The 13,918-nt window shown below is 70.2% G+C and carries 11 protein-coding genes; 4 read left to right on the forward strand and 7 right to left on the reverse strand.

Annotated elements, in window-relative coordinates:
• Positions 1-16: 16 nt before the first annotated feature.
• The 3 genes from BO221_RS28900 to BO221_RS28910 all read right to left on the reverse strand — a co-directional run bounded on the left by BO221_RS28900 (position 17) and on the right by BO221_RS28910 (position 2,054).
• Entirely contained in the window at positions 17-754 is a 738-nt protein-coding gene (locus BO221_RS28900; protein ID WP_043408310.1) for a tyrosine-protein phosphatase, read from the reverse strand.
• Positions 751-963 (reverse strand): DNA gyrase inhibitor YacG, encoded by a 213-nt coding sequence (locus tag BO221_RS28905; RefSeq protein ID WP_073564373.1) that lies wholly within the window; start codon positions 961-963, stop codon positions 751-753. Before BO221_RS28905 ends, BO221_RS28900 begins: the two co-directional genes overlap by 4 nt.
• A gap of 230 nt (positions 964-1,193) precedes the next feature.
• Positions 1,194-2,054 (reverse strand): hypothetical protein, encoded by an 861-nt coding sequence (locus BO221_RS28910; RefSeq protein WP_143195744.1) that lies wholly within the window; start codon positions 2,052-2,054, stop codon positions 1,194-1,196.
• A gap of 89 nt (positions 2,055-2,143) precedes the next feature.
• Here BO221_RS28910 and BO221_RS28915 point away from each other — a divergent pair, with 89 nt between their 5' ends.
• A complete protein-coding gene (locus BO221_RS28915; protein ID WP_073563856.1) occupies positions 2,144-3,130 on the forward strand; it encodes an NAD(P)H-quinone oxidoreductase in 987 nt (328 codons plus the stop codon).
• Between the two features lie 15 nt (positions 3,131-3,145).
• Here BO221_RS28915 and BO221_RS28920 read toward each other — a convergent pair whose 3' ends face one another.
• Positions 3,146-4,300 (reverse strand): cytochrome P450, encoded by a 1,155-nt coding sequence (locus tag BO221_RS28920; RefSeq protein ID WP_073564374.1) that lies wholly within the window; start codon positions 4,298-4,300, stop codon positions 3,146-3,148.
• Between the two features lie 127 nt (positions 4,301-4,427).
• Here BO221_RS28920 and BO221_RS28925 point away from each other — a divergent pair, with 127 nt between their 5' ends.
• Genes BO221_RS28925 through BO221_RS57100 form a run of 3 tightly spaced genes read left to right on the forward strand, consistent with a single transcriptional unit; the run spans position 4,428 to position 6,078 of the window.
• Positions 4,428-5,528, forward strand: coding sequence for a DUF2199 domain-containing protein (locus BO221_RS28925; protein ID WP_073563858.1), 1,101 nt, complete (start codon positions 4,428-4,430; stop codon positions 5,526-5,528).
• Between the two features lie 11 nt (positions 5,529-5,539).
• Complete coding sequence (locus tag BO221_RS28930) at positions 5,540-5,953, forward strand: nucleoside hydrolase (RefSeq protein ID WP_073563860.1); 414 nt, start codon at positions 5,540-5,542, stop codon at positions 5,951-5,953.
• Positions 5,950-6,078, forward strand: a complete 129-nt coding sequence (locus BO221_RS57100) for a hypothetical protein (RefSeq protein WP_255408493.1) — start codon at positions 5,950-5,952, stop codon at positions 6,076-6,078. The genes BO221_RS28930 and BO221_RS57100 overlap by 4 nt, the downstream gene beginning before the upstream one ends.
• A 14-nt stretch (positions 6,079-6,092) precedes the next feature.
• On the opposite strand, the gene BO221_RS28935 is transcribed toward BO221_RS57100, so the two are convergent.
• The 3 genes from BO221_RS28935 to BO221_RS54995 form a co-directional block, all read right to left on the reverse strand.
• Positions 6,093-10,229, reverse strand: coding sequence for a protein kinase (locus tag BO221_RS28935; RefSeq protein WP_073563862.1), 4,137 nt, complete (start codon positions 10,227-10,229; stop codon positions 6,093-6,095).
• Positions 10,230-10,357: 128 nt separating this feature from the next.
• Positions 10,358-10,945 (reverse strand): NADPH-dependent FMN reductase, encoded by a 588-nt coding sequence (locus tag BO221_RS28940; RefSeq protein ID WP_073563864.1) that lies wholly within the window; start codon positions 10,943-10,945, stop codon positions 10,358-10,360.
• A gap of 172 nt (positions 10,946-11,117) precedes the next feature.
• Positions 11,118-13,796 (reverse strand): VCBS repeat-containing protein, encoded by a 2,679-nt coding sequence (locus BO221_RS54995; RefSeq protein ID WP_073563866.1) that lies wholly within the window; start codon positions 13,794-13,796, stop codon positions 11,118-11,120.
• Positions 13,797-13,918: the final 122 nt, after the last annotated feature.

Below are 13,918 nucleotides of genomic sequence, written 5' to 3' on the forward strand. Positions count from 1 at the left end.
ATCGGCCCGTATACCCTCACCCCACTCCGGACTCCAGGGGTTCCCCCGCCAGCAAGCGGCCCGGCGAGGTGGCCATCAGCCGGGTGAAGGCCCGCTCCCCCACCCTGCTCCGCAATTCCCCCAGCGCCTTTCCCACCCACTCCCGCGCTCCCACCGGCCCGTGTAGGTCCGTTGCTCCCAGGGCGTACAACCCCTCCTCCAGGAAGGTCCGCGCCAGCTTCCTCGCCGTCCCTCCGTACCGCCCCGTCAGCGCCCCCACGTCCAGTTGCAGCAGCGCCCCCGCCCTCACCGCCTCCGCCGCCCGTCCCGGACGCTCGAACTCCAGGCTGCGCTCCGGGTGCGCCAGCACCGGCGTCACTCCCTTGAGGCGGATGCGGAAGAGGATGTCCGTCAGCGCCGGCACCGGCGAGGTGTAGGGCAGCTCCACCAACACGTACCGCCCCGCCCCCAGCAGCCGCGCCTCCGGCGTCCCCAGCACCCGGAGGAAGGCCTCGTCCAGGAAGTTCTCCGCGTTCGTCCCCAGCGCCAGCTTCACCCCCGCGCGCGCCAGCGCCTCGCGCAACTCCGCCAGGCGCTCCTCCACCACCTGCCGCGAATGCGAGGGGTACTCGGGCCGCGCGTGCGGACTGGGCGCCACCGTGGTGAAGCCCAGGTCCACCAGCGCCCGCGCCATCTCCACCGCGTCCTCCAGCGTGCGCGCCCCGTCATCCACCCCCGGCACCAGGTGGCAGTGCAGGTCGCACAGCCCGCTCACGCGTCGCCGCCGCGCTCGGGATGCTGATCGGCCGGCAGCTCGTCCTCCTGCTCGTCCGTCTGCCGAGCCGGCACCCGGTACTCCTCTCCCAGCCAGCGCCCCAGGTCCACCATGCGGCAGCGCTTGGAGCAGAAAGGAAACGCCGGGTTCTCGGCTCGCGGGGCGACCGGCTTCCGGCAGACAGCACACTCTTTCAAGGTCGTGGGCACGCCGTACTCATAAACCCCGCTGCCCGCCCCGGCCAGCGCGTTCACGGCCCCCGCTCCGCCCCCTAAGCCAGCCGAAGTCAGTCCGTTCAGGGGTCTGTCCTCAGCTCGAAAGCAGGAGGGAGCCCTCCGGGCACGGTCTCGCCAGACTTGTCCAACAGTTGGACAAGTTCGTGAAGAGCGCGCCCGGAAGGCGGACTCTCTCTCCCCTGAAAGGACTTTGTTCCGATGGCTTAGGGCGCTCCCTCCAGGAAGGAGTCCAGACCCTGGAGATCATCCGCGCCGAGGAAGTCCACCCCGTGCTCGAGCGCCACCCGCCAGACATCCGGGTGGTTCGGCGCCCCGAAGAAGCGGACCTTGCGCCCCCGGGCATGCGCGTTTTCCACGATGCAGGCCAGCCGCGCGCGCTGAGCCGCGTCGAGCTGCCCCGTGCCCGAGGAGTCCAGGTAGTCGCCCCAGTTGAGCGCGTAGTAGCCCCAGGCGCTGTCCGCCGGCGGATCCTCCGGCGAGTAGTCGTTGCTGTCCCGCACCGCGCGCCGCTGAGGGTAGCGGCTCACGAAGTCCTGCTTGCCCCCCGCGTCCCCCGTCAGCACCACCGTGACGGGGCCCGGGTGCACCTCGTCACCATCGATGCGGGTGAGCATCGGGTACTTCTCCAGCACGGCATGCAGGGTGTCCACGAGCTCCCGCCCGCCCTGCTTGAGATCCACCCACAGGGTGAAGGGCACGCCATCCCCATGCACCGAGCCCCGCTCGTCCACCCGCGCCTGGAGCGGCTCCAGGTAGAGCTGCTCCAACGAGCGCCTGGCGTCCCAGGGGAGATTGAGATGGGAGACGGTGAGCTTCCCGTCATTCAGATAGAGGTCCGCCTCCACGCTGTAGAAGCGGTGGTCGAGCGCATCCAGGAGCGGGCGCTCGTGCTCGTAGTCATTGTGGGCATGCGCGCGGACATGGTGGCCAGCCACCGGGTGGCGCGGAGCGGCGGCCAACGTGGCCACCTGACCCTCGCGGCAGGCCTCGGGCCTGGCAGCACACCCGAGTCCCCCGCACATGGCGAGGCCCAGGAAGACGGTGACGAGTTTCCGCACGGACATGATGAGCACCTCGGAGGAGCTTGCGGGTGGGGGACCGGGAGCATCCGTGCTTGACTGCCCCGGTACAACGACCTCCCAGGTGCTCTCCCATGCAGGTGCTCCGCTTCACCCGTCCCGGCGGTCCCGAGGTGCTCGACTTCGAGGAGCGTCCCGCCCCCACTCCCGGCCCCTCGGATCTCCTCGTGCGCGTGCATGCCACCGCGCTCAACCGCGCCGATCTCCTGCAGATCCGCGGCGGCTACCCCGCCCCTCCCGGCGTTCCCTCCGACGTCCCCGGTCTCGAGTACGCCGGCGAGGTGATCGCCACCGGTCCGCTCGCCCGCCGCTTCAAGCCCGGTGATCGCGTGATGGGCCTCGTGGGCGGAGGTGCCTTCGCCGAGCAGCTCATCACCCACGAGCGCGAGGCCCTCCCCCTTCCGGAGAACCTCGACTTCGCCTCGGCCGCCGCGCTCCCCGAGGCCTACCTCACCGCCTTCGACGCGCTCGTGCTCCAGGGTGGCCTGCGCATGGGCGAGTCCGTGCTCATCCACGCCGTCGCCAGCGGCGTGGGCTCCGCCGCCGCGCAGATCTGCCGCGCCCTCGGTGCCCGGAGCCTCGGGACGGGACGCAACGCGGTGAAGCTCTCCCGCGCTCCCGCCTGGGGCGTGGAAAAGACGGTGCTGTGTGATGCGCCTCCCCGCTTCGCGGAGGCCGTCCGGGAGGCCACCGGGGGACGCGGGGTGGACGTGGCGTTGGATCTCGTCGGCGGGGATTACCTCCCGGAGACGCTCCGGGCCATGGCGCCCCAGGGCCGCGTCCTGCTCGTGGGGCTCGTCGCCGGCCGGCAGGCTCTCACCGACCTGGACGTCCTCCTCACCCGGCGGCTGCGCGTCACCGGCACCGTGCTCCGCAGCCGGCCTCCCGAGGAGAAGATGGCGCTCGCCCAGGCCGCCGAGCGCAGTCTGCTTCCGCTGTTCCGCGCCGGGACGCTCACCCCCGTGGTCGATGCCGTGTACCCCATGCGCGAGGCCCGTGAGGCCCTCGCCCGCATGGCCAGCAACGACACCGTGGGCAAGCTCGTCCTCCGCTGGGAGTGACGCGACGCCCGAGCCTCAGGCGGGAACGAGTTCCACGGGCAGCACCGCGGGCCCGTGGATGGTGAACCCGGGCAGCCACTGCACTTCCGGCGAGCGCAGCCGCAGCCCGCGGATGCGCGAAACGAGCGCCTCCAGGCCCAGCCGCGCCTCCATCCGGGCCAGTTGCGCGCCCAGGCAGAAGTGCACCCCGTACCCGAAGGACAGGTGCTGGGTGGCCTTCTCCCGCCCCGGGAGGAAGCGCTCCGGCTGCTCGAACACCCGCTCGTCCCGGTTGGCCGAGCCAATCAGCCCGAACACCAGGCTCCCCGCCGGCACCTTCGTCCCCGACAGCTCCACGTCCTGCATCGCCATGCGGAAGCTGAGCTGCGTGGGCGGCTCGTAGCGCAACACCTCCTCGATGAAGCGCGGAATGTGCGTCCTGTCCGCCTTCATGAGCTCCAGTTGCTCGGGATGTTTCGCGAGCATCAGCACCGCGTTGCCGAGCAGTTGGGTCGTCGTCTCCATGCCCGCCGGCAGCAGCAGGAAGAGGAAGGACAGCAGTTGCTCATCCGTGAGCTTCTGCCCCTCCACCTCCGCCTGGAGCAGATCACTCACCATGTCATCGCCCGGCTGGCGGCGGCGCGCGTGGATGACCTCCGTCAGGTAGTCCTTCATCTCCCGCACCGTGGCCCGGATCTCCTCGTACTGCGCCTGCGTCGTCGCCGAGGAGATCAGCCCCATGTTCGTGGACCACCGCTTGAACTCCGAGAAGGTGCTCGGGTCCAACCCCAGCATCGCGCCGATGATGTTGCGCGGCTGCGCGAAGGTGAAGGCATCCACCAGTTCCACCTCGCCCTGGCGCACCGCGGCCTCCGCCAGATCCTCGCTCACCCGCCGGACCTGGGCCTCCAACCGGGCCATCCCCGCGGGGCCGAAGGCCCGGGTCACCAGTGCGCGCAGGGGGGTATGGCGCGGTGGATCCATCGACAGCATCGACTGGGCGACCGGATTGGGCCCCAGCCAGGCCGGCTCCGCCGTGACGGCGAGCGCCTCGGACGAGAAGCGCTTCGGATCCTTCAGGATGGCCGCCGCGTCCTCGTAGCGGGCCGCCGCGTAGGCGCCGAAGGGCTCCACGCGGCACAGCCCGGGCTCGCTCCGCATCTTCGCGAACAGGGCGGCGCGGTCGGACATGGTGAGGGTGGGGGCGAACAGGTCGTACGTCTGAATGGTGTCCTCCTGGAACGAGGCGGTACCGTAGACCAGGGATCCAACGCTTCCCAGAGACCCCCCGGGAAGCATCCAGGGCCATGGAGGACACATGTCGGGCTTCCGCTTCACCTGCCGGAGCTGTGGAGAGGTGCACGAGGGCATCCCCTCGTTCGGCGCGGATGCACCACAGCCCTACACCGCGCTCCCAGAGTCCGAGCGGGAGCAGCGGGCCGAGCTGAGCAGCGACCAGTGCATCATCGACGGCAAGGAGTTCTACGTCCGCGGCTGTCTGGAGATACCGGTGCACGGGCAGGAGGAGCCCCTGGTGTGGGGCGTCTGGGTCTCCGTGAGCGAGCAGAGCTTCCAGCGCATGAGCGAGCGCTGGGACGAACTCGGGCGCGAGAAGGAGCCCCCCTCCTTCGGCTGGCTGTGCACACACGTTCCGTTGTACCCGGACACCCTCCTGTTGAAGACACATGTGCGGACACGTCCGGTGGGACAGCGCCCATTCATCGAGCTCGAGCCGACGAACCACCCGCTGGCGGTGGACCAGCGCGAGGGCCTCCGCCCGGAGCGGCTCCAGGAGATCATCGAGACACTCCTGCACAAGAAGCAGGACGGGCCTCCGCCCATCGTCCGCGCGGTGTACGAGGCCCACGTGAAGGACTATGGCGAGCCGGATGCGCGGCTCGTCTTCGATGCATCCACCTCGGCGACGGGCACTCCTCCCTTGAGCCGCACCGAGGTGTGCATCTGGCGCGCGAACGACGAAGTGGACGTCACCTCCTTCCTCACCGTGGGCATGGCGGAGCGCCCCATGCCGGGAAAGGCAGGACTCCGAGCCGAGCTGCATTGGGGCATCCGCGCGAGCCTCAGCGAGGACGAGGAGCATCGCGCCGCGAGATTCCTCGCCAACCTGGCGTGCTATCCCTGGCAGATCGAGGTGACGCTCGATTGGTGGCACACGGTGGTCGACCCGGGAAGCATCCCGCTCTTCCCCCACTGCAGCTCCGTCCTCTTCCATCCTGCCTTCGTGGAGACCGGGCTCGACTGCATCCAGCACGAGGGCCAGACCGTCCACATCCTCTTCGTCGTCCCCATCACCCGGCACGAACGCGAGCTGGTCCGGCGTGGAGCCCGGGAGTTGATCGGCCACTGGGATCAGGAAGGTGTGGACGTATTCGTGGACCGCCCGGCACCTCTGGCCTGAGATGAATCCCCGTGGCCGATGCCTCGCCCACCACACCCAATGCCTTCACCCCGCTGATGCGGGAAGGCATCGACGGCATCCTCTCTGACGTCTTCTCCGACTGCACCGCCAGCGCCGAGTCCACGCCAAAGCAGGCCCCGGCACTCATCGCCGAGGTGGCCCTGGCCTCGCCCGAGCCCGTCACCGTGGTGGCCACCGGGCCCTTGTCCAACCTGGCCGCCGCGCTCCAGGCCGAGCCAAAGCTCCAGGAGCACATCTCCCGCACCTTCATCATGGGTGGCGCCGTGTCCGTGCCCGGCAACCTCTGCTGCGGCGTGCCCGAGAACTTCGACAACACCCAGGAGTTCAACAGGATCCCCTGGCGGCCATGGCGGCCGTCCACCCCGACGCCGTCACCTTCCAGGCTCAACCCGTGGAGGTGGTGATCGACGGGGCCTCGGCGGGCCGGACACGCACGGCCGAGGGCGGACAGAGTACGCGCGTGGGCGTGAGTGCCAACGCCCAGCGCTTCGAGGACCTGTTGCTGGAGAGCCTCACCGCCCAACCGTAGTCACTTCCCCGGGCTCAGGGACTGGCGACTCCCCACGCTGGCTCCTCGCCTCGCGACAGCTCGTCCCGAAGCGCCCGCGCCTCCTGGAGATCCAGGCACTCACCACCCGGCTCGAACCAGACACAGACCCGCTCCAGCATCCTCCGCGCCACCTCCGTCTGGCCCCCGTCCCTCAGCAAGCGGCACAGGCGCACCGTCGCACGCAGTTCCAACAGCCGCGCCCCCTGCGCACGAGCGACCACGAGGGCGCGGACGAAGCAGGGGCCCGCCTCCTCTTCCCTCGCCGCCCGCCTCAGGCACTCGCCCCGGATCAGGTGCAGCTCGGCGTCGATATTGATGTCCCCCGTCTCCGCGCTCTCGGCCAGTGCTTCATCAACCGCCGCCAACGCCTCCTGGACCTCCCCCTGCGCCAACCTGGCCCTCGCGATCACGCTCAGGCAGGAGGAGATCGGGTTGCGAATGCCCCTCACACGCCAGGCCTCGAGGAGCCTCTTCGCGATGCTGAGCCCTTCCCACGATTGCCCCAGCTCGGCCAGGGCGCATCCCCGGATGAGCGCCGCCCACGCGCTCCACATCACGAACCGGCGCTCGCTCGCGAACGTGAGGGCCCGTTCCACCAGCGACAACGCGCCCAGGGCATCCCGGCGGAGCAGGCGGGCACAAGCGATGTAGACCTGGGTGGAGCCCAGCGTGAAGGGATGGCCCACACGGCTGGCCAGCTCCAGCGCCTCCTGTCCACAGCGCCGAGACTCCTCCATCCGGCCGAGCACCGAATACACGATGGCGCCCTCCGTCAGCGCCATCATCCAGGGATCGCACCCGTAGCGGAAGATCATCGCCCGATGCTCCTCGGGAGAAAGCTTCGGTCCGTCCAGGACGCACGCCAGTTCCCGCGCGGCTTCCCGCGGCCGTCCCCAGAGGGAGAGAATGGCCGCGCTCATCACCCGGCCCTGGCCGAGCATACCCGGCTGCCCATGGCGCTTCCCCAGGTCCACGAGCCACCCCGCCAGCTCCTTCGCCCGGTGGTTCTCGGCCCGCCCCTGGTAATAGACGAAGAGACCCCAGAAGGACAGCTCGAGCCGCGGCAACGCCTCGCCTACCAGGGAGAGGAGCTCCCAGACGCGGGCGAACATCCGCTCCGTCCCGGGCGCGTCGTAGCCATGCACCTGCAGCATCGACAAGCCCAGATCCATGCGGATCTCCAACTCCCGCTGAAGACGCCGTGGCTCATCCGTCAGGACGGGCAACAACTCCAGCGCCCGGTTCAGATGACCCAGCGCCTCGGGGCTGTCCTCGCGCACGAGGGCGAGCCGTCCGGCCTTCGCCCAGTAGCCGATAGCGCGCGCGTGCTCTCCCGCCTCGGTGAGGTGGTGCGCGAGCACCTCCGGCCGCTCCTCCGCCAGCTGGGGGAAGTACGTCTCCACCGTCGGCACGATGCGCCGGTGGTAGCGCCGCCGCGTGCTCCGGGACAGGGACCGGTACGCGGCCTTCTGGAAGAGCGCGTGCCGGAACTGGTACTCCACCCCGGGCATGTATTCCCCCTCCCGCTCGATCAAGAGCCCCGCTTCCATCAGCCCGGCGATGTCACGCAGCACGGTGGTCTCATCGCGCTCCGACAGGAGGGCCAGCATCCGGGCACAGAAGACCCGCCCCACCACCGCGCCCAGCTGGGCCAGGGCCTTCTGGCGCGAGGGCAGCAGGTCCAACCGGGCCAGCAGCAACTCGTGCAGGGTGAGCGGGATGGACGCCGCCGCCCCGCCCTCCAGCACCATGCGCGTCATCTCCTCGATGAAGAGCGGGTTGCCATCCGTCTTCCCCACCAGCGTCTGGACCGTCTCCTCCGGCAGCTCGCGCTCCCGGGCCACCTGCCGCACCAGCGCCGCGGCGTGCCCGGCCGGCAACCGCTCCAACAGCAGCAAGTGAACCCCCTCGCGCCAGGGGCAGGCCGGCTGGAACTCCGAGCGGGCACTCAGGACGACGAGGACGCTCGCCTTCCCGCAGCGTTCCAGGAGGAAGCCGAGGAACTCGAGCAGGGAGGAGTCGGCCCAGTGCAGATCCTCGATGACCAGGAGCCGCGGCGGGTCATCACAAGGACAGCGCATGAGCATGCGGACCAGGGACTCGAAGGTCTTCTCCTTGCGCCTCTCGGGCGTGAGCTGGAGCAGCGGTGAGCCCTCGGGAAGGGGCAGCTCCAGCAGCAGGCCCAGCAGCGCCCTGTCTTCCTGGGACAGGCCCAGCGCCCCCAACCGGGCCTCCAGCTTCTCCTGGCGCAGCGCGGGAGGCTCCTCCGGGCGGATGCCCACCGCCACCTGAAGCAGCACGATGATCGGGTGCAGGGCCTGGGTGCTGTACCGGGACCAGCACTGCACCCGGATCAACGTGGACGACTCCGCCACCCGCTCGCACAGGGCCTCGATGAGGCGGGACTTGCCGATGCCCGCCTCACCGCTCACCAGGACGGCGGCCCCCTGCCCCCGCCGCGCCTGCTCCCACAGCCCCAGGAGCCGCTCCAGCTCCCGCTCCCGCCCCACGAGCGGGGAGAGCCGTCCGGCCCCGAGCGTCCGCTCGAACCGGGAGGCCACCTCCCGCTCACCCCGCACGCGGTGCGTCTCCAGGCTCACGCGTCCCGACAGCCCCTCGAAGTCGTGGGAGCCGAGCGGCTCGGACTGGAAGGCGCCCCGCACGAGCTTCCACGTCGCGCCGCTGATGACCACCTCTCCTGGCCCGGCCCGCCGCGCGAGCCACCCGGCCAACTGGGGGGCCTCGCCCTGGAGCCGCGGGCCCACCGTCATCCACTCCGTGTGGACGCCCCCGCGCACGAACAGGCCGGAGAGGGGCAGATGCGGCAGCCCGTGCCACAGCGTGTCCCGCAGCTCCCGCGTGAGCTGGAGCCCCGCGCGCACCGCGCGCTCCGAGTCATCCTCCCGGCCCTGCGTCCCACCGAAGCACGCCAGCACCTCGCCGCCCATGGACAGGGCCACGGTGCCCCCGTGCCGCTCGATGACCTCCAGGCAGGCCTCGTGGAAGGCCTGCTCCAGCTCGCTCATGTCCTCGGCATCGAGCGCCGCGCCGCCCTCGGAGAGCCCCGCGAGCTGACAGGACACCAGCGTCACCTGACGCCGCTGGAGCTCGGCGGAGGCGCCCCTCGCCTCATGGCTGGCCTCGAAGAGCCGCCCGCTCAGCTCGCGCACCTCCTGCCGCAGCTCCAGCGCCGAGGCGAAACGCCGGGCCGGCTCCTTCGCCAGCGCGGTGGCCAACAGCACCGCCACCCGCCGCGGCACCTCCGGGTGGCGCACACGGACCGGAGGCGCGGGCTCCGGGGAGGTGACCCGCTCGCGAAGCTCCGCCATCGTGGCGCCCTGGAAGGGCGGCTCCCTCGTGAGCAACTCGTACAGCACCACGCCGGCCGCCCAGATGTCGGTCCGCACGTCCTGCGGCTCTCCGCGCCACTGCTCCGGTGCCATGTAGGCCGGGGTGCCTCCGGCCGGCTGGAGCTTGGAGCCGACCGGCTCCACGGCCAGGTGCGATAGGCCGAAGTCCAGCAGCTTCACCGTCCCTTCCCGGGTGAGGAAGACGTTGCCGGGTTTGAGGTCGCGGTGGACGATGCCCCGCTCGTGCGCGTGCGCCAGGCCCGCGGCGATGGCCTCGAGAATCTCCAGCACGCGCCGCAGCCCGGGGCGCTCGCGCTCCAGCAGCCTGGCGAGCGACTCACCCTCCAGGCACTCCATCACCAGGAAGGGCACCCGGGCGGGGCCGGGCGTGGGACTCCACTCCGCCACGTCGAAGATGCGGACGATGTTCTCATGATCGAGCCGGGCCACCGCCCGCGCCTCGGCGAGCGCCAGCTCCTCGAAGCCCGGGCGGGGCAGCAGGAACTTGAGCGCCACCTCACGCCGCAGCATCGCGTCCCTGGCACGGAAGACCTGCCCCATTCCTCCTCGTCCCATCGGCTCGAGGATTTCGAAACGCCGATCGTCCGGGCCCCCGAGCCGCTGCCCGGGGACTGGCATGCGGGACGACGGCTCGACCTGGAGCACTTCCTTCAGGAAGGAGTCACCGGACTCGGAGGCCGTCCCGAGGGCCATGGAGTCCTGGCGCACGCCCGTGTCCGGCCACGCATGCATCTCCTCCTGAAGAGCATCCTTGCTCATCTCACCCTCCCCGGCCTCTTTCGCGCTCGAACCCCTCCTCGGAGAAAGAGAGGTGTGTCCCATGAAGTTAGGGAGCCAAATGACTCCGTGTGGAGCGCGGGCCGTCTACCGGGAGGGCAGGCGAATCCTCACGCGGCCTGACGTGGCAGGCCTTCCTGCCGTGCTGTCCGCAAGGCTTGCGCATACCACTCCAGCTCCGAGGCGAACCGATCGAAACGCCGGAGGTACGCCTTGTCGGCCGGAACACCCGCGTCGTCGAACGCGGCATACACCTTCGGGATGGGGAAGTGGCTGGGGATGCTCGCCATTCCGAGCTCGGCCAGCATGTCTCGAAGGTGCGAGACCGCACGGACCCCGCCGAAGCTGCTGCCGGAATACGAGACGATCGCCGAAGGGCGGAAGGAGTACTCCTCGTAGAAATGATCGAGCAGGTTCACCAGCGCGGGCGGGGCCGCGTGGTTGTACTCCGCGGTGACGATGACGAAGCCATCGGCCGCCCGGTACAGGGCCGCCAGGCGCTCGAGCTGTTCCGGCGCCGTCCCCGGGGCGTGTTCCTTGTACATGCGGTCGAGCAGCGGGAGCTTGTACTCCATCGGGTCCACCAGCGTGACGCGGTGGCCCCGCTCCTCCAACTGCCGCTGCACGAACTTCACGGCCTTGATGCCCTGGCGGTCCGAACGCACGGAGCCAAAGATGATGACGAGGTTCAAAGGCAAGGAAATGCTCCTGTTGGGAATTCAGGCCTTCACCGGCCCTGCACTCTCATGGAGTCGTGAGGACTCGAGATGTGAAGCAGGTCCCAGGCAGACCCCCGCCAGGCCGGAGCCCCCGCCACGACAACGCCCCGCCGCCCCCTCATCAGAGCGGCGAGGCGTCAGCCAGCGCGCGTCACTGCACGGCGAAGACGAGATCGTCCTGGTCGTCGTAGGAGTCGCCGATCGTGCAGGCCGCCACGCTGCCCGCGTAGCGGAAGCGGGCCCGGACGGCCTGCGTCCCTCCAGCGGGCAGCACGTACGTCGCCGAGAGCGTCTGCTCGCCTCCAACGCTGGGGGTGAGCGTGGTGAGGTACTGCCAGCTCGGGTTGTGGGCGTCCGCCGTGTAGTAGAGGTCCAGCTTGTCCGTCGTCGGGCTGCCCGCCCAGGCCCACACCGTGGCCTCCACGCGCACCGTCTTCCCGGCCGCGAAGGGCGTTCCATCCACCGTCAGCACGCGGATGCGCTCGTTCGACTCGTCCACGTGGTACGTGCCGTACAACCCGTCCGCGCAGGAGTTGAAGAGGGTGTTGGGCGCATGGAGCTCGGGGCCCGCGTTCCCCCGGCCCAGCAGCAGCAGGCCGGAGTCACACACGCTGTCCACCGTCTCGCACCGGGGCGCCAGGAGGACGGAGTCATACCGGGCACCCGGGCTCACCTGCTGGCGCTGGATGTCGAAGACCATGAAGCCGATCTCCCCCACGCCCACCACCATCTCGGTGCGCCCGTCGGCGTCCACATCGCCCACGAGCAGGGCGTCGTTCTCCCCCACCTGCGAGCCGAGCACCTCGCTGGCCCACTCCTCCGCGCGGCTGGAGCCATCGAGGATGCGCAGCTGGTTGCCCCGCGCGAAGACGTAGTCCGCCACCCCATCCCCCGTGAGCTCCTTCACGGCCAGGCCGTTGACCTGCCCGCCCACGTTGGCCACCGGCTCCACCACGGCGCCCGTCGCCGAATCCAACACCTGGAGCGCTCCGGCGGCCGTGCCGATGACGATCTCCGCCCGGCCATCCCCGTCACGGTCCGGCGTGTCGAGCGCGGTGATGTCCAGGTCCGCGGTGGTGAGCTGGACGTTCCTCGCCACCGGATCCACCACCCAGAGCTGGCCCGAGAAGTTGGCCACCACCGCCTCCAGCGCGGGATCCGCGTCCACGTTGGCCACCCGCAGGAGGGACAGGTGCAGCCAACCCCAGGGCGCCAGCGTGGGGCTCTGCCACTCCAGGGCACCGGTGGCCGCGTCGTGGACGTAGACGTAATGACCCGGAGCGCCGGTGTGCTCGGTGCCCACGGAGGACACCACCTCCAGCGAGCCATCCCCGTCCACGTCCGCCACCGCGAGCGAGCGGATGCTCAGGCCCGAGGGCAGCCGCACCCGCCACTGCTCGGCACGCGTCAGCCCGTCGTAGCAGAGCAACACCCCGTCGTAGCCGATGCTGGAGGTGACGAACACCTCCTGCGCCGCGTCGGCGTCCACGTTGGCGGTGGCGACGCGCCACATGCCCGTGAAGTCACTGCCGGTGGGCCTGCCGCTCACGTACTCCAGCGCGTGGGTCGCCGCGTCGTGGATGAAGTAGAGCCCATCATAGGAGCCGCCTTCCGACTCGAAGGAACCCGACACGAGCTCGGGCCTTCCGTCCGCATCCACGTCACCCGAGGCGAAGGCGCGGAACGGACCCTTCACGTCCACGCTGCGCCACTCGGTGAGGCGCGTGTCGGTGCCCACCACGTAGAGGAAGTCCGCCCCGGAGCTGGAATAGCCGGCACCGAACAGCAGCTCGCGCACGGAGTCCCCGTCCACGTCCCCCACGGCGATGTCCGTCACGCCATGCTCGGGGTTGTTGACGGACCACATCTCCACGCCCGTCATGCCCGTGAGGACATGGACGCGGCCCCACTGGGCGTCGCCGTACACCAGCTCCAGGAAGCCATCGCCCTCGACGTCCACGGCCCTCATCGCGGAGAGGTTGAAGATGGGAACGGACCACGCGAGCGTCCGCGTGTCCCCGTCATACACCTGGATGCCCTTCGTCCAGGTGAAGCCGGCGGCGATCTCCTCGAGCCCATCCCCGTCGAGGTCCGCCACCCGAACCAGGTCCCCGAAGCCCGAGGCGTTGGACCACTCGACCGCGCGGGTCGCCCCGTCCACCACGGAGCCGGCGGAGGTGCCGTTGGCGACGATGATCTCCAGCGCCGCGTCCGCGTCCACCTGCCCCACCGCCAGGTCCTTGCCCCCGAGCCCGGTGCCCTGGAACTCGGTGGCGCCGGTCGCGAGATCCAGCACGTAGAGCTTGCTCGTGTCGCAGAAGACGAGCTCCAGCGCGCCGTCCGCGTCCACGTCCGCCACCGAGAGGCCGGTGATCTGCGTGGCGGGAGTGGTCACGGTCCGCTGCAGCTCGTGCGTCGCGCCGTCATGGATGTAGACCTTGTTCCCCGAGGCCACCAGCACCTCGAGCGGCGCATCTCCATCCACCTGGGCCACCCGGAGGCCGGTGATGGAGGCCGCGTAGGGCAGGCTCACCCACTTCTGGCCATAGCCGTTGGCCTCCCGGGACAGCACGTACCAGAAGGAGTTGGCGAAGAAGTCCCGGGGGCCCGCGGCCGCCACCACCTCCAGCGTCCCGTCCCCGTCCAGGTCCACCGTGTGCAGCCCCGTGGCCCCGATTCCCACTCCCATGATGGCGCGGTACCACTCGCGCTCGATGACGAGCCCGCCCGGCGTGGCCGCCACGGCCCCGCTCCCGAGCACCCCCACCGCGAGCGCCGAGCACGTCCCCAGCACCCGCCGCTTCCAACTCTTCCTCTGTGCCTGCTTCATATCGGGTCCTCCCCTGAAATCCCGGGAGGCAAGCTATCCAGGAGGACTGACATCCTCCGTTGCGACAGCACGGCTCTGTCACCCAAGAAAGGACTCACCTGTTTTGCGCGAAAAGTTTAATA

Source organism: Archangium sp. Cb G35 (assembly GCF_001896145.1).
Lineage (GTDB): Bacteria > Myxococcota > Myxococcia > Myxococcales > Myxococcaceae > Archangium > Archangium violaceum.